Here is a 20,385-nt window from a genome sequence, read left to right as displayed (position 1 = left end):
GGTGGTTTTTTATTCAGACTTTTTACCATCCAGAATGAGCTGTAAAAGCTGCAACCGTTGTAAATCGTTCACACTGTCCCTGGCCATGGAAAAAGAATGATGATTAGAATCAACCCGATGGACAAAAACCAAGTCCATCTCAGGAATGACTTCAATGGATTGACCATACCGGCCAACGGCTGAAAACATACCGAGTTCTTCATAGATCCCTCCAATTGCCGACCACCAAAGATAGCCGTAATCAAAAATATTATTTGATGTCACTTCGGCATGAGGTTGTGTACTGAGCTCCACCCAATCTTCCGGCACAATCTGTTCATTATCCCATACACCCTTTTGAAGATAAAGCTGACCAAAGCGTGCAAAGTCTCTTGCTGACATTCTAAACAAATAGGAAGGATGCAGTGATCTTCGATTCTCAAACTTATATTGCGTATTCCCGAGATTGAAATCTTCCATTCCAAGGGGTTCAGCAATTCGTTCCGTGAAATCTTCAAATAGATCACGGTTTGTTTCCTGATTATAAATCGTCCCTAACACATTGAAGTCCCAGTTATTGTAATAATAATACGATCCCGGTATCCGGGTTCCTCTCGCTGGCCTCGCTTGTCGCATGTTCCAGGATTCTTCCCCCGCTGGCAAGTAAACGCCCGAAGTAGAGCTCATCAAGTGTTCAAGTTGCGCCCTCATTTCCAGGCCGCTCAACGGTGGTTCTTCTTCAATCTCGAAATCACGCAGTGAATCATCAAGTGAAAAGGTACCTTGTTCTATTTCAATACCGTATAAAGCACTTAAAAAACTCTTGCGGATGGAGTGGGCATTGGTGTTTGACGTTACATCACCCCAAGAGAGCAAAATCTTCCCCTGATAGATGACCATGAGTGCAGTCGAATTGATGGATTCATAATAATTTCTGGCCTGGATCAATTGATCAGGATTCCAGCCTGCTGCTTCTACACTTTCATGATGTTCCCATGTCGTCTCTGTTTCTTCGTCAATAGATACGTAAGCTACGATGAATGTTAACGTCAACAAGATTAACACGGCGCTCAGGATCATCGGCAGTCGGTCAAGCATGGATACCATCCTTAGTTTCGTTTTTATGTAATTACTATATCACGAATAAGTCCAGGAAGTTATTCCTTTCTCAAGGTTGTGAAAAACCTCGCAAGCAATTGACGTAATCTGAAAAAACTGATAGGATCACTTTAACCTAACATATCGTCGAAGAAGCAGATGGATCAAACTATCTGTGGAGACACTTCTGGAGAGACCGCCCTTTTATCGGAGGCGCCGAAGGATTCATTATCTCAGGCAGCAGGACAGGAGCAGCTTCGGACATTGGGAAATTGTCTTCTTATGACCGGAATCTGTGAGATTGGACCTGATCCAATCTTTTTTTAATCCTCTCGGAAAGATTTTCTTCACCGAAGAGTCAGGCATTGGTTAAAACCGGTTTATCTTATGGTATTGCATTTATTTAACGAAGAAAGCAGGGATTATAATGGAACAAAAACGAGCAGTGATCAGTGTTGTCGGAAAGGACCAGGTCGGAATTATTGCAAAAGTTACGACCATTTTGGCCAATAATCATCTGAATGTCCTTGATATCAGTCAGACGATTTTGCAGGATTTCTTTACGATGATGATGATCGTGGATCTTCAAGAAGCAGCCGATCTGGAACAATTACAAGCTGACCTTGACAAGGTATCAGAAGAAATGAAGCTTCAAATTCACATGCAACAGGAAGACATCTTCCAAGCCATGCACCGTATATAATACTGGAGGGAACATGCAATGAGCATTGCAATGAATGAAATACAAGAAACGATCCGAATGGTTCAAATGGAAAGTCTGGATATCCGTACGGTGACCATGGGCATCAGTTTGAGAGATTGTATCGATGCGGACAGTCAGGCAATGAATCAAAAAGTCTATAACAAAATCACGTCGTATGCGAAAGAATTACGGACAACAGCGGAACAGGTGTCCAAAGAATATGGAGTTCCCATCATCAATAAAAGAATATCCATCACTCCAGCGGCAGAACTGCTCGGTCAGGCAACTGTCGAAGAAGCAGTTCAACTGGCAAAAACACTTGATCAGGCAGCTGCAGATCTTGGTGTTGATTTTCTTGGCGGCTATTCAGCTCTGGTGCATAAAGGCGTCACTAAAGGTGATCAGGTCCTGTTGGACAGTTTGGCAAGGGCACTGAGTGAAACCAGTCGAGTATGCGGGTCAGTATCAGTAGCCACAACGGCAACAGGAATTAATATGGACGCAGTCAAGAAAATGGGTGAAGTTATAAAAGAAGCATCTGAATTAACGGCGGAAGCCAATGGGATTGCATGTGCCAAACTGGTGGTCTTCTGCAATCCGGTTGAGGACAATCCATTTATGGCCGGAGCTTTTCATGGTGCCGGAGAAGGCGAAGCGGTTATCAATGTCGGGGTCAGCGGCCCGGGGGTCGTATTGAACGCATTGAAACGTCATCCAGAGGCCGATCTCGGTGAAGTTTCCGAGATTATTAAACGGACAGTGTTTAAAATCACCCGTGCCGGTGAACTTCTCGGAAGAGTTGTCGCCGAGCGGCTTGATTTACCATTTGGCATTATGGATCTCTCCCTCGCCCCTACCAATGCATTAAATGACAGTGTAGCAGAAATACTGGAAGAAATCGGACTTGAATCCGTGGGAACTCATGGCACGATTGCTGCCTTGGCTCTGATGAATGATGCTGTTAAAAAGGGCGGTGCAATGGCAAGCTCATATGTCGGCGGCTTAAGTGGTGCTTTTATCCCTGTCAGTGAAGATAACGGTATGATTCGGGGATTGGAAGATGGTTCATTGTCTTTGGATAAACTCGAAGCGATGACGTGCGTCTGTTCAGTTGGTCTTGATATGATTGCACTTACCGGGAACGTTTCCCCTGAAACACTTTCAGGTTTAATCGCAGATGAGATGGCTATCGGCATGATTAATAAAAAAACAACTGCGGTCCGAGTGATACCAGTACCTGGAAAAGTTGAAGGGGATATGGTTGAGTTCGGAGGGCTACTGGGTCGTGCACCGGTCATCGGTGTGAACCCGTTTGGATCTGAGAGATTGATCCAGCGAGGTGGCAGAATTCCAGCGCCGTTACAGTCACTTATCAATTGAAAAAAGAGAAACCCGGTGATCAAAAAGATCAAAGCCGGGTTTCTTTCCAGTTATTCCACTCTTCTGTCGTCATCCGTTCGTGCACTTCTCCCCCGTAGTTTTCAATTTCCTCAATGATTAGTGAGCGTAAATGGGAAAAATCAGTGCTATAAGGAATTGAAATTAGCTTTTCTTCCTGATTAACAAAATGAAATGCAGCGTAACTTGCAGTACCGGCCTCTCCATCTATTTCCGGAATGAAATATTGAACTTCTTCCCATTTAAAACTGGTTATTTGTGTAGTAGTTGCTTCGTTCTTATGTACACCTTGATCATCAAAGATAAAGTAGGAATTGACCCCAAGAATGTAAAATGGAATCCCGGCTCCAATCATCACAAGAAGAACCAGGCTGATAATTCCTGACTTCTGAACCATCCGGGAGCGTATCATTCTGAACAAGGAATAAATGATCGCAACAGCGGGAAATGTTAACATTCCGGCCCCTGCTAAAAGATAAGCAGTAACTGGTGTTCCGAAATACCAATGATCTCTCGAATGGAATAAGATATCCTGAACAATAAATATAAAAACAAATGGAAAAAATAATGCCGATACCAAAAATATAATACTGGTTATAATCATGAATTTATGGATATCATCAATATCCACTTTGCCAAGCCATTGATTCATTGAGCGTTCCTCCTCCACAAAAATAATAACATAATTTGTTAGTAATTAAAATTGAAATCATTCGCCCATACTTGACATCAGTTGCTAATTATCTGATAATACAGAAAAATAAAGGCCTTCGTCTGATGCCTTTGGCATGGCGAAGGTTTTTAGTAATCCCTCCACAAGAAATGAATGGTTTGATAAAGGAGATGGCCTGACCATGACACATAAATCAAAACTTGTCATAAAAATAGGAACCAGTTCGCTTGCCTCCACGACTGGCGCTCTCTCGGAGGAAAAACTGAACCATATCGTTGAAGTTGTCAGTGCGTCGATGCAAGCAGGACATCAGGTTGTACTTGTGTCTTCTGGTGCAATAGCTGCGGGATATGAACGAATGGGCTACCCTGTTCGCCCAGTAACAACGAAAGCGAAACAGGCTGCTGCATCCGTAGGACAGGCAATATTAATGAACGCTTACCAGGAAGCGTTCATGAAAAAAGGGATCGTTTCCGCTCAACTTCTTTTAACCCGTCAGGAAATGCTTCAGGAGACAAGTTATCAACATTTACAAAATACAATGAATGAACTTCTCAGCAGAAAAGTGTTGCCAATTATTAATGAAAATGACTCGACCTCCATCGATGAATTAACTTTTGGAGATAATGATCATCTTGCTTCTTTAGTAACAGGGTTTGTTCATGCTGATTTTTGTCTGCTTTTTACGGATGTGGACGGGATATATGACCGAAACCCCAAAATCGATCCGCATGCCAAACGAATACAAACTTTGACAACTGGAGAACTCGGTACTGACCCTGATCTCGATTTGCGTGGTGGATCGAAACAAGGCACCGGGGGTATGGAGGCGAAAATTCACGCAGCTGTAGAAGCAGCTACTATGGGTGCGACTGTTTTTATAGGAAAATTAGAGATTGATATGCCGAATCTGATTCAAATGACCATTAATGGCGACGGCCCTGGAACTTATATTGTTTCAGATCAACCCGTTCCATTGAAAACAAAAAAACAGTGGATTGCATTTCATGCCACTGTGAGTGGTGAATTAATAATTGATAGAGGCGCAGCTGAAGCGTTATTAACAGAAGGAAAAAGTTTGCTCGCTGTAGGTGTGAAACAGGTCACCGGCAGATTCACAAAATATGCAACCGTAATCGTTCGTTCACCAGATGGTGCCATCATTGGAAAAGGCCGAACCCGTTGTGACGCAAACATGCTGACTGATTTTCTGCACACTCCCCCAACTCCCTCTCCCCTGGTGATTCACCGGGACGATTGGGTTGCCATGAATGAATCTTATCGCGAAAGGATGTCCGCACATGACTACACAACACCGATCTGAAACTTTTCAAAAAGCTGAAATTGCCAAAATTGCTTCAAAATTTGTCGCAACTGCTTCTGTAGAAAAAAGGCATCAGGCACTGACAATGATAAAGCAGCAAATCCAGGTTTATTTCGACAAAATTCTTGAAGCAAACAATCAGGATGCTGCTGTAAGCAGGGAAAAAGGTGTGACAGACGCTTATCTTGACCGGTTAACGTTAACCCCGGAACGTTTAAATAGTCTGATCACAATGATTGAAGACCTGGTGCAATTGCCGGACCCTCTCTATTTAATTAAGGAACAATCCCAGCGTCCAAATGGATTGATAATTAAGCATGTGACAGTGCCACTTGGCGTTCTTGGAATCATTTATGAAGCAAGGCCGAATGTCACAGTCGATACTGCCGCTTTAGCTTTGAAGACCGGCAATGTGATTCTGCTCAGGGGAAGTTCTTCTACCATTCACACGAATCGTGCTTTAGTTTCCGCGATGCAAGAAGGCCTTCACAATGCTGGTTTCCCGAAAGAAGCGGTACAATTGATTGAAGATGAAGACCGAACTGCCTTGGACGATTTATGTCATGCACGAGGACTGATAGATGTGCTGATTCCAAGAGGCAGTGAAAAGCTTATTCGTAAAGTGACCGATCAGGCCGTTGTGCCAGTGATTGAAACCGGTGCCGGTAACTGTCACGTCTTCATTGACAGCAGTGCAGATCCTGATATGGCAATTAATATTGCCGTTGATGCCAAAACGCAGCGCCCATCAGTCTGTAATGCTTGTGAAACTATTTTGGTATCTGCTGATTGGTTTGAAGAGCATGGAATGAATCTGATCACAGCATTACAGGCAAAAGATGTTGTTATTCACGGGGACCCTGCTGTTAAAAAATGCTCAAACAAGGTCCTGACTGCAACGGAAGAAGATTGGAAGTCAGAGTTTCTTTCACTGGATGTTGCTATGAAGGTTGTTACCGATATCAATGAAGCAATTGATCATATAGAACACTATTCAACCAATCACTCAGAAAGTATTGTCAGTAACGATTCTGATCATGTGAAACGCTTTTTCTCAATGGTTGATGCTGCAGCTCTCTATCATAACGCTTCTACACGTTTCACGGACGGATTTGAATTCGGTTATGGTGCTGAAGTCGGCATTAGTACTCAAAAGTTGCATGTGCGAGGACCAATGGGCTTACCTGCATTGACTACGACAAAAGCATTGATTCAAGGCAGCGGACAAACCAAAGCTTGAAACATTTTAATTGTCTATCATAAATTAGTAAGTAATCTCTCACCTACCTCACCAATTATGCTATAATAGTCTGGTTGAACAATTCTGAAACAGAGGAGCTATTTTTAAATGAGCGTAAAAAACAACATTCGCAATATTGCAATTATTGCACACGTTGACCATGGGAAAACCACACTGGTTGATGAATTATTGAAGCAGTCCGGTACATTCAAAGCCCACGAACAGGTAGCTGAACGGGCAATGGATTCCAATGATATCGAAAAAGAACGAGGTATCACCATACTGGCCAAAAATACGGCTGTGGATTACGAAGGAACTCGGATTAACATTCTCGACACACCGGGTCACGCTGACTTCGGCGGAGAAGTTGAACGGATTTTGAAAATGGTTGACGGCGTATTACTTGTTGTCGATGCTTTCGAAGGCTGTATGCCTCAAACGCGTTTTGTGCTGAAAAAAGCGATGGAACAAAAATTGAGACCGGTCGTTGTCGTTAATAAAATTGATCGTCCTGCCGCACGTCCTCAAGAAGTTGTTGACGAAGTGGTTGATCTGTTGATTGACCTTGGTGCGGACGAAGATCAGTTGGACTTCCCGGTTGTCTATGCTTCTGCATTAAACGGGACATCAAGTAATGAACCTGATCTTGACAAACAAGCACCAACCATGATTCCTGTTTTCACCTCCATTATCGATCATGTTCCAGCTCCAGTTGCCAACGATGATGAACCATTGCAATTCCAGGTAACCATGCTTGACTACAATGAATACCTCGGCAGAATCGGGGTTGGAAGGGTCTTCAGGGGAAAAGTTAGACGAGGTGACTCAGTGGCTATCATAAAGCGTGACGGCAGCCACAGGAATATCCGTATTTCTAAAATGTTTGGCTTTCTGGGTCTCAAGCGTCTTGAAATTGAAGAAGCGTCTGCAGGAGAGTTGATTGCCATTGCCGGGGTTGATGATATCATGGTCGGTGAAACGATTTGTCCACAGGATCACCTGGATCAAATGACACCGGTTCGAATCGACGAACCGACGCTTCAAATGACCTTCGTTGTGAATAACAGTCCTTTTGCAGGGCGTGAAGGTACCCATGTAACAAGTCGTAAAATCGAAGAGCGACTTCTCAAACAAGTCGAAACGGACGTCAGTCTGCGGGTTGAGAATACAGAGTCCCCTGATATCTGGACTGTTTCCGGTCGTGGAGAGCTTCATCTTTCTATCCTGATCGAAAATTTACGTCGGGAAGGATTCGAATTACAAGTATCCAAACCTGAAGTTATTATTCGTGAAGTCGATGGAGTATCATGCGAGCCCTACGAAATGGCTCAAGTTGACGTCCCTGAAGAATATACAGGAACTGTTATGGAATCTCTTGGTGAACGAAAAGGAGAACTCCTCACCATGGTTAATAAAGGGGATGGTCAGGTCCGTATGGACTTTTTGATTCCATCGAGAGGTCTCATTGGCTATACAACAGAATTTATGGCTCAAACAAAAGGTTACGGCATTATGAATCACAGCTTTGATCGTTATGCTGCAGTTGCTGAGGGCTATACAGGCGGAAGACGTCAAGGAGCACTTGTCTCCATGGAAACCGGCAAGGTAACCCAATATGCGATGATTCAGGTGGAAGATCGTGGTGTTTTGTTTGTCGAACCGACGACAGATATTTATGAAGGTATGATCGTAGGAGAACACAACAGGGATAATGATTTAACAATCAATCTGACCAAAGCAAAGCAGCAGACAAACATCCGTTCAGCAACAAAAGAGCACACAGTCACAATGAAACGTCCGAAGATCCTCTCTCTAGAAGAAGCTTTAGAGTTTTTAAATGAGGATGAATACTGTGAAATCACTCCACAATCCATTCGTTTACGTAAAAAGGTATTAAATAAATCCATGCGTGAAAAAGAAGAAAAAAGAAAAAAACTCGCATTAAAACAATCTGAATAAATTTTCAGTACAAATTTTTGGGGAACCGGTGATTTCAGGATCGGTTTCCTTTTTTTGTATCGATTATCGCCAAATCCGGTGTATTTGCAACAATAAGAGAGGAATTCAAAAGCATCTCCCCTCTCACCTCCTTTCAGTTGAATTAAACACGATAAATCAGTTTCAATGCCTGCTGACTCGGTTTGATCATTCACAAAAATATCACTATCATTAACTATGTAATATTATCTATCAGCAAATAGTGCCTCTCTTATTAGACAGGTACAAGATGTTGGGTTAGAAATCAAAATAAGGTGGTCGTATAATGGTGAACCAGACAGCGTCAAAACACGTTGAACTCATTTTCCAACACCCGACAAAGTATGATGGAAAAGGCATGTGGGAGTTGGTCAAAAGGACAAACCTGGATCTTAACTCTGCATACAAATATTTGATGATGGCAAAGTACTTTTCCGATACCTGCGTTGTTGTTAAGGAAGATGACGAACTTGTAGGATTCATTACAGGGTTTATCGAGCCGGACAAACCCGATACAGTATTTGTCTGGCAAGTTGGTGTGGACGCTTCTCAACGTGGACGAGGCATCGCTTCAAGAATGCTTGATGCATTACTTGAAAGTCCGTCCTGTGAAAATGTGAAGTATCTAGAAGCCACTATAACTGATGATAACAAAGCCTCTCAGAAATTATTCAGAGGCCTTGCACGTAAACGCGACACTTCATGTGAAGTATTTGAAACGTTCCCGGAGGAAGCTTTCCCCGAGGGTCATGATGCGGAGTTTACGTACAGAATCGGACCATTTTCCAACTGAAACAGAACTTTAAAGCATTAATCTTGATCATTTCAAGATTAACAAAACAACGGAGGGATTTTTAAACCATGAATAGTCATGATTTGCAAACCATTGAGTCACTTGAGTCCAGTGTCAGAAGCTATGTAAGAAGTTTTCCTACAGTCTTTACAAAGGCTCGAGGTTACCGTATGTGGGATGAGAATGGAAAAGAATATATTGATTTCTTCTCTGGAGCAGGTGCACTTAATTACGGACACAATGAACCGAATATGAAAAAGAAACTGGTGGAATATATACTCGATGATGGAATCACCCATTCTCTCGATATGGCAAGTAATGCGAAAGCAGAATTTCTCAGAACGTTTAAAGAAGTCATTCTTGAGCCAAGAGATCTTGATTATAAAATCATGTTCCCTGGACCAACAGGAACGAACACTGTCGAATCTGCCCTGAAAATTGCACGTAAAGTAACCGGCCGTACAGATGTCATCAGTTTCACAAACGGCTTTCATGGTATGACAATCGGGTCACTTTCTGTGACGGGAAATTCTATGAAGCGTATCGGAGCAGGCGTTCCGCTTCAGTACAGTCCAACCATGCCTTACGATGACTTTGTAGGTAGTGAAGATGATACCCTTGATTACCTGCGCCGTTTTCTTGAAGACAATGGGAGTGGCGTTGCCATCCCTGCAGCTATGATCATTGAAACAGTTCAAGGTGAAGGCGGTTTGAATGCAGCGCGCTTTGAATGGATCAAAAAACTTAGTGATATTTGTAAAGAATGGGGTATCTTTTTGATCGTTGATGATGTCCAGGCTGGTGTAGGCCGAGCAGGTACCTTCTTCTCCTTTGAAAAAGCCGGCATTGAACCGGATGTCGTCTGCCTCTCCAAATCAATCGGCGGATATGGTCTGCCACTGGCATTGACATTGATCAAGCCGGAGCATGATCAGTTCAAACCAGGTGAACACAACGGGACATTCCGAGGAAATAATCATGCTTTTGTAACAGCTACTGAAGCATTGTCTTATTGGAAAGACCCTAAATTTGAACAGAGCATTCAAAAGAAAAGTGATCGGATCACAGAATTTCTTGATGAAATGATTGAGAAATATCCTCAAATACAGGGCCATCGTAAAGGTCGTGCTTTCATGCAGGGGATCTCATCTGAAGTCGAAGGTTTCAGTGAAAAAGTCGCTTCTGAAGGATTTCATCATGGTTTAATCATGGAAACTGCCGGCGGACATGATCAGGTATTTAAACTTTTCCCACCAATCAATATTGATGAGGATGGTCTTGAACAAGGACTTGAATTGATTGAAAAGAGCATCCAATCAGCAATCAAGGCAATGAACCTTGAATCAGATCCAGTGAAGCAATAACCCATCGCATACAGCACTTAGGAGGAAATGAAAATGAAAACAGTCAGATTAGAAGATGTACTTGGTACTGAACATGAAGTGAAAGGTGAAAACTGGACGAGCCGCCGCTTGATTTTGAAAGATGTTGGCATGGGCTATTCCGTTCATGACACAATTATTAAAGCAGGAACTGAAACACATTTATGGTACAAAAATCACCTTGAGACAGTATATTGCATCGAAGGTGACGGTGAAGTAGAAACGCTTGCTGATAACAAAATCCACAAAATTGAAGCAGGTACTGTCTACGCTCTGGATCAAAACGATGAGCATCTGCTTCGTGCAAATACGGACATGAGAATGGTTTGTGTATTTAATCCCCCGGTTACCGGTACGGAAATGCATGATAAAGATGGTTCATACATGCTCGTTGATGAGTAATAATAGTTTTGCAGCCAGCTGTGTTAAACAGCTGGCTGTTTTACGGTTGCGAGGAGGCCAACATGTCAATGTCATTTCTGATTCGTTTAACTGAAACCTTACTCGTTGCATGTGTTGGCGGGATTCTGTTTTCCTGGCTGACTCTTCCGCTCCCCTGGATGCTCGGTCCTTTGACTGCTGTAATGCTTTATCAAGCAGTGGTTCAGCGATCGCTGACTTGGATTCCAATGATTAAAAATGTCGGTCTGATCGTTCTCGGTATAAGTTTTGGTTTGTATTATACATTTGACACATTAATGCAAACACTGCCTTACTTGCCTGTTTACATTGTCATCACGCTGTTATTAATTCTTTTCGCCATCACCATGAGTTACATGGTCACAAAATGGGTTCAAGTGGATCCGGCATCCAGTATCTTCGGATCCATCCCGGGTGGTTTGACGGAAATGGTGATCGTCAGCCAATCTTTTCATGCGAATCAGGCATTTGTGACGGTATTTCAGACGATACGGTTAGTAATCGTTCTGTTTACCGTTCCATTTCTGATTATTTTTCTGTTTTCAAGTGGAGCTGAATCTGTTCAAACCCAATTACCTCAAGGTGATGCAGGTGCTGCATCCATCCATTATTTATGGTTTATTTTGCCGTTGATTGGAGCGTTTCGATTTGGTCACCTCCTCCCTGCCGGAATTATGATATTTCCGCTTATCATAACGATTATCTTAAACATCAGCCCGGCTTTGCTGTCATCAGTTCCTGAAATACTGTTCCTGGGCGCACAATTGGCGATCGGAACATCACTTGGAAGGAGTATTGCCATTAAAGATGTTGTAAGCGCCGGTCGCTTCAGCATGATTTATGCTATGATTGCGATTTTGTTAATTGCCTTTTCCTTTTTAACCGGATGGTTCATGTCACAAGTGACGTCAATGGATATGGCAACCGCGATCTTGTCTGCAGCACCTGGCGGTGTGATCGAAATGGTACTTACCGCTGGCATGGTTGATGCTGACCCGGCAATTGTCACTTCACTGCAATTGACACGAATACTATTAATCTTGTTACTGGTTCCGTTGGGGTTAAAGTGGTATTTCACAAAAATCTTGAAAATTGAACCCATCAAGACAAATTGAGATAAAAAGAACCGAATGCCCCTTTCAGGCATTCGGTTCATTACTTTATATTGTTTAAAGGAATGCAGATATCCTTCATAAACTGAAGTCGTCGATAGCCTCATCAATCTCTTCTTGTGATATACCTATGTACCGAAGGGTGATACTTTGTGAGGAATGGTTGAATATCTTTTGCAGCATTGAAGCATCTTTGTATTGTTTATAGAAATGGTAACCAAACGTTTTACGCATTGTGTGAGTACCGACGTATTCCACACCAGCAATCTCAGCTGCTTGCCTCAAAATCTTGTATGCCCTGTCTCTTCGGATTGGTTCGCCTGTCATGCGGGAAGCAAATAAATAATCATCATCACTCATCCCCGTTGTATAATCGGATATCATTTCCCGGATGTCTTTATTTAATGGAAAGCGCTTAGCTTTTGTTGTTTTTTCTTCGATTAAAACAACATACTTCTTCCCCCTCACATCACTCGCTTTTAATGGTAACAAATCGCCTACTCGAAGTCCTGTGTTCAAACCGAGTACGAAAAGAAAATAATCACGATAAGACGAATTTTTCAAAACGTTTTTCATCGATTCAATTTGATCTTTATTTCGAATTGGCTCGACCGTACGCGGAGTCATAGCTGAAAGTGCCTGATAATCTGAAAGTAATGTTAATGGACGCTTTCCGCGGATCTTTAATTCGTTAAGCCGGCGAATTCTGAGCTGGGTCTGGTGCTTTCCCAAACGATTTATTAATTTTTGATTCTCCTCATCGGTCAGTCGTATGTAATCTGCATACTGCTTTTTACGCTTCATGGAATCCATTCACCTCGTGAAGTTTATTATAGCATACAATCATACTCATTTTGTATCTTACTATTATTTATTCATTTGGTATGAGAAACCTCAGTTCAATCCTTTTTAAACCCCGACAGATAGGATTTTTGATGAATTATTTACCTTCTAACCAGATTAGGAAGATACAAATTGAGCATTTAGTATCTTCCAGAAATCCATGGATACTATTACGGGATGATTTTTTCGAAGCAGCTGAAATATATTCAGATGGCTCAGGAAGGATTGAAAAGGTCTCATTTGTCTGATAGTCATGAAACATTAAAAAACCTCTCAGAACGAAATCTGAGAGGTTCAGCGGATGTTAAATTAACACATTATTCCATAAATGAAAGGAGAAAAAGGACTTAGGTAAAATATTCGAGATGAACGGCTTAAAACGGTATACTGAATATAAATCTAACCAATGGAAAAGAGGGATCTGATGACGAAAGTGATGCTGTATGATGGGAGTTGCAATTTATGTCATCATGGTGTTCAGTTCATATTGGAAAACGAACAAGATACGGACATTCACTTTGCGAGTCTGGAAGGTTCGATTGGACAATCTTTCAAAAATTCGCACCCAGAACTTAACAGCCTCGATGCTGTTCTGATATTGAACACGGAGACCAGTGTCATTCATTCCGGTTCTCAAGCAGTAATTGAGATTTCCCGGCATTTAAAGTCACCATGGCATCTGATTCAGCTGATCCGTTTTGTACCACTGCCGATCAGACAGGCTGTTTATCGAGAGGTTGCCAAGTCCCGTTACCGCATATTCGGTCAAACAGAAAGTTGCATACTTCCGAATCAAGAGACGAGACTGCGCTTTTTGGACATTGGACAGTGATCTTACTGTTTTCTTAAAGCACGTCGTTCCGCAACAGGGACACATTGAAAACAGACATGGACTGTATTACCTTGATCATCTAAGTAACGGGTTGTGTCTTTTGTTTTTTTTCCGCAAAAATAACAAGATTTTGAGAACCAATTTTTAAACATATTTCTTTCCTCCTTCAGTTTTAAAATGAAACAGGCTTTCGCAAACCGTGGTTTTGCATGATGGTTTCTGCATCTGTATGCGAGAATGTCAGCGCTAAACTGTCCAGGGGGATTTCAGAAATGAGAGGAACTTCAGTTTCAATGGTTGCGAGTTCATAACTGATTCGTGCAAGTTTCTCTCCATTGATCAGTTTGGTTTTATAACGTTTGAAAGAGGTATCCAGTGAATCATTTGCAATGGCTTGATATACACCGTCAAGGTGATGATACTTACGGATTAACGGGTAAGCTGATTTTTCCCCAACCCCAGGGCATCCTGGGATATTGTCACTGGTATCTCCCAGAAGTGCTTTCACGTCAACCCACTGTGATGGATGCAGATCAAACTCTTCTTTGAAAAGAAATAAGTTATAATCGATTTCCATTTTCTTTTTTGCTACACGCTGAGTAATGTTCTCATCAATTAATTGAAACAAGTCACGGTCGTTACTATAGAGAACGACTTTTCCTTTCATTTCACTTCCCCATCGTTTTGCCAACGTACCCATGATATCATCTGCTTCATAACCTCGCGCGGCAGATTGTGGGACATTCAGCTCCTTTAAAATTTCTTCAAGGTAATGATATTGATCTACTAATGGTTCGGGCAAGTCATTTCGTTGTGCTTTATATTGATCGTAGGCCTTTGTCCGGAGAATATCACTTCGTTTTCCATCCCAGCTCACATGGATGGCAGTAGGGGATTGTTCACGAATTAACTGGAATATTTTTGTCATAAATACATTGACTGCGTTGACATAACGTCCGTCTTGATTTCGTTGCAGTTCATGAGGTTCTTTATTGAAAGATGTAGCAAAGTAGCCTCTGCTTAATAAATTAAACCCATCGATTAGTATAATTTTATCGCTTGAATGATTCATGATTTTGCTCCTTTTAGATACTGGTGTATAAACGTATGCCAGACATCGCATTTTTCTGTATAACTTAAAACGTTTTTTCCTGGTACCGGACTTGTAGATGGTAATTTGACAGCGGGCGTTTGTAATGTCGTTTTCTCTTTCTCATATTTTTTAAGACTTTGAAACGCTTTTGTGCCATTACAACCAATTGCGAGAATGCTGGGATTTGCCTCAATGAATTCAGAAATCGGATTGAATGATTCTCTTCGTATGGCTGAATCCAGACTCCCGATCCGCTCACATTCCTGTAAGATATCCCACAAAGCAATTCTATGTGAAGCGACGTATGATTTTCGACTTTCATAGGACAGGGCTGTCAGATCAACTCTAAAGTAATCAGAAAGCATTTTCCAAAATTGATTTCTTGGGTTCGCATAATACTGCTGTTTTTCTAACGATTGGCTGCCGGGCATACTTCCAAGAATCAAAAGCAAGGGCTCCCCTTTTAGAACCGGCGGCATCGATTTCAGCTTCATCATCAGACTCCTTATAGAATAAAATTATCTACGCTATAGTATATCAGACTTTAATACTTGTCAGCCATCACGAAACAAGTTAAGATAAAAGCTGATAAATGTGAGGTGTTTCATATGACGATCGGAGCCCTTTTGACAGGGTTATTTTTTATCTTTATTCATTTTATGACAAATAAAATTTTACCGACGGAGCGATTGATGCAGCTTCGCTGGTTCTCATTCTCCGGTGGTTTGGCTGTTTCTTATGTGTTTGTATATGTATTACCCGCGCTCCATACTGAGCAACAAAATATTGCGCTTGATCTGACTTTATTTGCGATGCAATCAGAAATCTATTTCATCGGGCTCATTGGCGTAATTATGTTTTACGGCAGCCAGCTCTATGTCAGACAACGTGCACATGATAATGAATTGACTTTCTGGACACAAATTTTGTTTTATACAACGTACAATGCCCTGGTGGCTTACGTCGTCATTTCTGCTCAAGTTTCAGTTTTACAAGCACTCTTTTACAGCGCAGCCATTGGGTTACACTTCATTGCTGTTGCGCATGACATGTGGCGGGAATTTGCTGAAAAATATAATACTGTAGGCAGATACATGCTCGCATTGGGGATCTTGATTGGCTGGGGATTAGGTGTATTTGTAGAATTCACAGCACTTGTTCAATCAATCATATTTGCTTTTATCAGTGGAGCAATGATTTTAAACGTATTTAAATATGAATTACCAGAAGATAAATACGCTCATTTCCCAACCTTCGCAAGTGGCGTTATTATGTATACTGCAATTACGCTTTCACTAAAATTCTTTTTTGAATGGTAATGTAAAAGCAAATCCCCATTCCAGGAACCAAACCCTGAAGGAGATTTGCTTTTTTTTTTGATTATTTAAGACCATTTAAGTGTAACTAAATCTTTCGCCATTGGATTGTCCCTCGACCGGTTTAGTTTTCTTTATACATGAATGACTTTTGTCCATCCAAATGGATCATCAAGCTTACCGGTTTGAATACCTGTGACGGTGTCGTATAACTTTTTCGTTAAAGAACCGGTTTCACCATCCTGTACCTTATAGGCAACTCCCTTATAAGTGAATGAGCCGATAGGTGAGACTACAGCGGCTGTCCCTGCTCCGAAAGCTTCTTCTAACGTACCATTTTTCTGTGCCTGAATCAGTTCCTGAATGGAAATCTTCCTTTCCATCACCGGAATTTCCCAAGAATGCAGCAATTCAATTATGGATTTTCTTGTCACACCTTCCAGGATACTGCCGGACAATGCCGGAGTGACGATTTCGCCGTTGATCTTAAAGAAGACATTCATGCTGCCCACTTCTTCAATATACTGTTTTTCAATCGCATCGAGCCAAAGCACCTGGGCATGGCCGGACTTTGATGCCTTCTCCTGTGCATTATAACCAGCAGAATAGTTGCCACCGGTTTTCGCTGTTCCGGTTCCGCCTTTTACTGCACGCGTGAATTCATCCTCGACTTGGATTTTCACTGGATTAATGCCTTCAGGATAATATGAGCCTACCGGTGAGAGAATAATATAAAACTCATAGGAGTCTGATGGATGGACAGCGAGATGTGTCTGCGTACTGATCACAAAGGGCCGAACATATAATGATGTCCCTTCGACTGACGGTACCCAGTCTTTTTCAATGTCGATCAATTGAGACAGAGCTTTCAGCACCGTTTCCCCATCGAATTCCGGAATGCTCATCCTACGGTGCGAGCGGTTCATACGCTTCATATTCTCTTCAGGTCTGAACAGTTGGACATCTCCATTCTCGTTCCGGTATGCTTTGAGTCCCTCAAAAACCGTTTGACCATAGTGCAGTACCATTGCTGCTGGATCAAGTTCTATTGGACCATATGGAACGATCTCAGGATCAGACCAGCCACTTCCCGCCTCATAACGCATTTTCATCATATAATCCGTGAAAATTTTCCCGAATGGCAAAGTTGACTCATCCGGTTTTGTTTTTAATTTGTCGCGTTTTGTCCATTTAATTGTATTTTTTGACATGACTATCGCTCCCTTTTCAATTGTCTCCGTTCTAATTCATCATTTAATCTTCTTTTGACACTGCAGATTCCTTTGCAATCTTCTTGTTTTTCGCACCGGCATGGATTAACAGAAATCAGTCTTTCCAATTTTCTGAGATCCGCTTCGTGAATCGTTTGCAACTCTCCTTGGAGTCTCATGATTTCGATAAATGTATGATCCATAGGGTCCCCCCTGCTGTTAAAGCTTATCAGACACGATTCAGTTCAGAAATGATTTTGCCAGTTCCAACTGCTTTGAAACAGCTTTTGGAGCTGTTCCACCTGTACTTTTCCGCGCAGAGACGACTGATTCAGGTTTCAGTGTCTCGAAAATATCGGACTCAAATGCCTCATGAAACATTTTGTAGTCTGCTAGTTCGAGCTGGAGAAGGAACTGATTATTTTGAATACAGTGTAGCACAATTTTACCGATGACTTCATGTGCTTCGCGGAATGGAATACCTTTATCTACGAGATAATCTGCAATATCTGTCGCATTTGAAAAATCTGTATCTACTGCATTCTTCATTCGATCTGCATTAACTGTCATGCTGGAAATCATTGGAGCGAGGAACTGCAACGATGTCGTAAGTGTATGCACCGTATCAAACATGCCTTCTTTATCTTCCTGCATATCTTTATTATAAGCCAATGGTAATCCTTTCAGCACTGTTAAGAGACCGATGAGATTGCCGTTTACTCTTCCTGTTCGTGCACGGAGCAGTTCTGGGACATCAGGATTTTTCTTCTGTGGCATGATACTCGAGCCTGTGCAGAAGGAATCATCGAGTTCGATAAACTGAAATTCCTGACTCATCCAAATGACCATTTCTTCTGATAGTCTGGAGATGTGAGTCATAGCAATGGAAGCAGAGGACATGAATTCCAAAATGAAATCCCGGTCACTGACAGCATCCATACTGTTTGGATAGACAAAATCGAGTCCGAGTTCTGCAGCTGTGAATTCACGATCGATCGGAAAAGTTGTACCAGCAAGTGCTCCAGCTCCCAGTGGTGACCAGCTGATACGTTTCAAACTGTCCTTTAAACGATCTTTATCCCGTTGAAACATCCAGAAATACGCCAGCATATGATGGGCAAATGACACAGGTTGAGCCCTTTGCAAATGGGTGTATCCAGGAAGAATGGTTTCCACATGATTTTCCGAGAGTTCAATTATTGCTCTTTGAACATCGTTCATCAGGCAGATCAACTGTTCAGTATGTTTTTTTAAATACAAGTGCATATCTGTTGCAACTTGATCGTTTCGGCTTCTTCCGGTATGGAGCTTTCCACCTACTGGACCTATTTCTTCAATCAATGCATGTTCTATGTTCATGTGTATGTCTTCGTTGGCATCCGTAAATTCCAACTCGTTGTCTTTGAATTTCTGAAATACTTTATTCAGCCCTTGCTCGATCAGATCGGCTTCTGCCTGTTCAATGATACCGGTTTTAGCAAGCATCTTGACATGAGCAAGACTGCCTTGAATATCTTCTTCTGCCAGTTGATAATCGAACCCGATCGAGGCAGTTTCTTTTTCAACCAGTTCGTTCGTGGATTTTGTGAATCGTCCACCCCATAATTTACTCATCCTTACGGCCTCCCAACATTGAAACGACGGTGGATAATTGAACCACCGTCGTTTTTGAATCTTCTGAGTATCATTATATTACTTTTTCCCGGTAGTTTCAGCCTTTTTCTTCTGATGAATTTGAGAATAAGTCTTTGTTGTAAGTCCCCAAAGTTTAATGAAACCCATAGCTGCATTGTGATCGAAAGCGTCGCCTTTTGAATAGGTCGCCAGCTCTTCATTATATAGACTGTTATCTGAATGTCTTGCGACAACCATTTGCGTCCCCTTCCAAAGTTTCACCTGGATTTTACCCGAGACGACCTTTTGTGTATCGTTCACAAATGCATCCAATGCTGTTCGTAATGGGGAATACCAGAGTCCATCATAAATCAGCTGTGTCATTTTTTGATCAATGGTTGTTTTAAACTGTGTAATCTCTTTCGGCAAAGTCAGGAATTCCAATTCCTTATGTGCATTGATCAAAATCAAAGCCCCTGGATTTTCGTATACTTCTCTGGCCTTAATGCCAACCAGTCGGTTTTCGATATGATCAATTCTTCCAACGCCATGCTTTCCGCCAATTTTATTCAGTTCCAAAATCAGGTCAGCAAGTTGCATCGGGACCCCATTCAATGAAGTGGGCTCCCCTTCAGTGAAGGCAATTTCGACATATTCGGGTTCATCCGGTGTGTCTGCAATGGACGCAGTCCAATCGAAAGCTTCTTCCGGTGCTTCTTTCCATGTATCTTCAAGGACGCCTGCTTCACAGGCTCTGCCCCAGATGTTTGCATCAATGGAATAAGGTTTTTCCAGGTTTACCTGAATCGGGATGTTCTTCTCTTTTGCATAGGCAATTTCATCTTCTCGGTTCATTCCCCATTCTCTCACCGGCGCAATCACTTCAAGATCCGGATTAAGTGCCTGAATGGATACTTCAAAACGTACCTGATCATTCCCTTTCCCTGTACAACCGTGTGCCACTGCTACAGCACCTTCCTGCTCAGCAACTTCGACAAGTAACTTCGAAATCAGAGGTCTTGATAGTGCTGAAGAAAGAGGATATTTCCCTTCATAAAGGCAATTTGCCTTCAATGCCGGCATTAAATATTCTTTTGCCAACAGTTCCTTAGCGTCTATGATCACGGCTTTTTCCGCGCCGACTTCCAATGCTTTTTCTTTTAATGATTCAAGATCTTTCCCCTCACCGATCTCAAGACCTAAAGCAATGACTTCGTAATCATATTCTTCTTGAAGATACTTTATGCATACGGATGTATCCAATCCGCCGGAATACGCTAATACTACTTTACCTTTACTCATATGAATCTCTCCCTAACAAAGTATTTTTATCTATGATAACGTATCTTTATGCAAAAGTCTACAGAAGAATACAAA

At 42.0% G+C, this 20,385-nt stretch carries 19 protein-coding genes and 1 riboswitch; of the genes, 11 read left to right on the top strand and 8 right to left on the bottom strand.

The genetic code is table 11. The annotated features are described in order from the left end of the window. Positions 1–9: 9 nt before the first annotated feature. Complete coding sequence (locus BBEV_RS08210; protein WP_069365027.1) at positions 10–1,077, bottom strand: serine hydrolase domain-containing protein; 1,068 nt, start codon at positions 1,075–1,077, stop codon at positions 10–12. Between the two features lie 177 nt (positions 1,078–1,254). After that, positions 1,255–1,336, top strand: a riboswitch (glycine riboswitch). Positions 1,337–1,504: 168 nt separating this feature from the next. On the opposite strand from BBEV_RS08210, the gene BBEV_RS08205 reads away from it, so the two are divergent. Further along, the gene (locus tag BBEV_RS08205; RefSeq protein WP_069365026.1) at positions 1,505–1,780 is read left to right on the top strand and encodes an ACT domain-containing protein; all 276 of its coding nucleotides are present in this window, start codon (positions 1,505–1,507) and stop codon (positions 1,778–1,780) included. Positions 1,781–1,798: 18 nt separating this feature from the next. Continuing rightward, the gene (locus tag BBEV_RS08200) at positions 1,799–3,160 is read left to right on the top strand and encodes a PFL family protein (RefSeq protein WP_069365025.1); all 1,362 of its coding nucleotides are present in this window, start codon (positions 1,799–1,801) and stop codon (positions 3,158–3,160) included. 28 nt (positions 3,161–3,188) lie between these two features. On the opposite strand, the gene BBEV_RS08195 is transcribed toward BBEV_RS08200, so the two are convergent. Next, complete coding sequence (locus tag BBEV_RS08195; protein WP_069365024.1) at positions 3,189–3,830, bottom strand: hypothetical protein; 642 nt, start codon at positions 3,828–3,830, stop codon at positions 3,189–3,191. Positions 3,831–3,966: 136 nt separating this feature from the next. On the opposite strand from BBEV_RS08195, the gene proB reads away from it, so the two are divergent. The 7 genes from proB (at position 3,967) to BBEV_RS08160 (ending at position 12,102) form a co-directional block, all read left to right on the top strand. After that, complete coding sequence (gene proB / locus BBEV_RS08190) at positions 3,967–5,175, top strand: glutamate 5-kinase (protein WP_084007302.1); 1,209 nt, start codon at positions 3,967–3,969, stop codon at positions 5,173–5,175. Beyond that, complete coding sequence (locus BBEV_RS08185) at positions 5,153–6,415, top strand: glutamate-5-semialdehyde dehydrogenase (RefSeq protein ID WP_069365022.1); 1,263 nt, start codon at positions 5,153–5,155, stop codon at positions 6,413–6,415. The genes proB and BBEV_RS08185 overlap by 23 nt, the downstream gene beginning before the upstream one ends. A gap of 108 nt (positions 6,416–6,523) precedes the next feature. Beyond that, positions 6,524–8,374 carry a translational GTPase TypA gene (typA, locus tag BBEV_RS08180; protein WP_069365021.1) on the top strand — a complete coding sequence of 617 codons (1,851 nt, stop codon included), beginning with the start codon at positions 6,524–6,526 and terminating at the stop codon, positions 8,372–8,374. A gap of 304 nt (positions 8,375–8,678) precedes the next feature. Continuing rightward, positions 8,679–9,185, top strand: a complete 507-nt coding sequence (gene ectA / locus BBEV_RS08175) for a diaminobutyrate acetyltransferase (protein ID WP_069365020.1) — start codon at positions 8,679–8,681, stop codon at positions 9,183–9,185. Positions 9,186–9,253: 68 nt separating this feature from the next. Next, the gene (gene ectB, locus BBEV_RS08170; protein ID WP_069365019.1) at positions 9,254–10,549 is read left to right on the top strand and encodes a diaminobutyrate--2-oxoglutarate transaminase; all 1,296 of its coding nucleotides are present in this window, start codon (positions 9,254–9,256) and stop codon (positions 10,547–10,549) included. Between the two features lie 33 nt (positions 10,550–10,582). Beyond that, positions 10,583–10,969: an ectoine synthase gene (locus BBEV_RS08165; RefSeq protein WP_069365018.1), complete on the top strand. Its 387-nt coding sequence runs from the start codon at positions 10,583–10,585 to the stop codon at positions 10,967–10,969. A 62-nt stretch (positions 10,970–11,031) separates the two neighbouring features. Continuing rightward, positions 11,032–12,102, top strand: coding sequence for an AbrB family transcriptional regulator (locus tag BBEV_RS08160; protein ID WP_084007301.1), 1,071 nt, complete (start codon positions 11,032–11,034; stop codon positions 12,100–12,102). A gap of 75 nt (positions 12,103–12,177) precedes the next feature. Here BBEV_RS08160 and BBEV_RS08155 read toward each other — a convergent pair whose 3' ends face one another. Further along, entirely contained in the window at positions 12,178–12,726 is a 549-nt protein-coding gene (locus tag BBEV_RS08155) for a site-specific integrase (protein ID WP_069366664.1), read from the bottom strand. Between the two features lie 640 nt (positions 12,727–13,366). Between BBEV_RS08155 and BBEV_RS08150 the strand changes: the two genes are divergently transcribed. Beyond that, entirely contained in the window at positions 13,367–13,774 is a 408-nt protein-coding gene (locus BBEV_RS08150; RefSeq protein ID WP_069365017.1) for a thiol-disulfide oxidoreductase DCC family protein, read from the top strand. Positions 13,775–13,946: 172 nt separating this feature from the next. Here the strand turns inward: BBEV_RS08150 and BBEV_RS08145 are convergent, their stop codons facing one another. Continuing rightward, on the bottom strand, positions 13,947–14,846 hold the full coding sequence (locus BBEV_RS08145) for a 5'-3' exonuclease (protein WP_069365016.1): 900 nt from the start codon (positions 14,844–14,846) through the stop codon (positions 13,947–13,949). Then, the gene (locus tag BBEV_RS08140) at positions 14,843–15,361 is read right to left on the bottom strand and encodes a DNA-deoxyinosine glycosylase (protein ID WP_069365015.1); all 519 of its coding nucleotides are present in this window, start codon (positions 15,359–15,361) and stop codon (positions 14,843–14,845) included. The genes BBEV_RS08145 and BBEV_RS08140 overlap by 4 nt, the downstream gene beginning before the upstream one ends. Before the next feature lie 114 nt (positions 15,362–15,475). Here BBEV_RS08140 and BBEV_RS08135 point away from each other — a divergent pair, with 114 nt between their 5' ends. Next, positions 15,476–16,186 (top strand): DUF3270 family protein, encoded by a 711-nt coding sequence (locus BBEV_RS08135; RefSeq protein WP_069365014.1) that lies wholly within the window; start codon positions 15,476–15,478, stop codon positions 16,184–16,186. A 131-nt stretch (positions 16,187–16,317) separates the two neighbouring features. On the opposite strand, the gene BBEV_RS08130 is transcribed toward BBEV_RS08135, so the two are convergent. From BBEV_RS08130 to BBEV_RS08115, 3 genes are all read right to left on the bottom strand, one after another. Beyond that, a complete protein-coding gene (locus BBEV_RS08130) occupies positions 16,318–17,394 on the bottom strand; it encodes a branched-chain amino acid aminotransferase (protein ID WP_069365013.1) in 1,077 nt (358 codons plus the stop codon). Positions 17,395–17,634: 240 nt separating this feature from the next. Further along, positions 17,635–19,008: an argininosuccinate lyase gene (argH, locus tag BBEV_RS08120; protein WP_069365011.1), complete on the bottom strand. Its 1,374-nt coding sequence runs from the start codon at positions 19,006–19,008 to the stop codon at positions 17,635–17,637. Positions 19,009–19,086: 78 nt separating this feature from the next. Beyond that, entirely contained in the window at positions 19,087–20,310 is a 1,224-nt protein-coding gene (locus BBEV_RS08115; RefSeq protein WP_069365010.1) for an argininosuccinate synthase, read from the bottom strand. Positions 20,311–20,385: the final 75 nt, after the last annotated feature.

Origin of the sequence: Salisediminibacterium beveridgei, from assembly GCF_001721685.1 — a bacterium.
GTDB lineage: Bacteria > Bacillota > Bacilli > Bacillales > Salisediminibacteriaceae > Salisediminibacterium > Salisediminibacterium beveridgei.
This window is presented reverse-complemented; position numbering and strand designations above follow the sequence as displayed.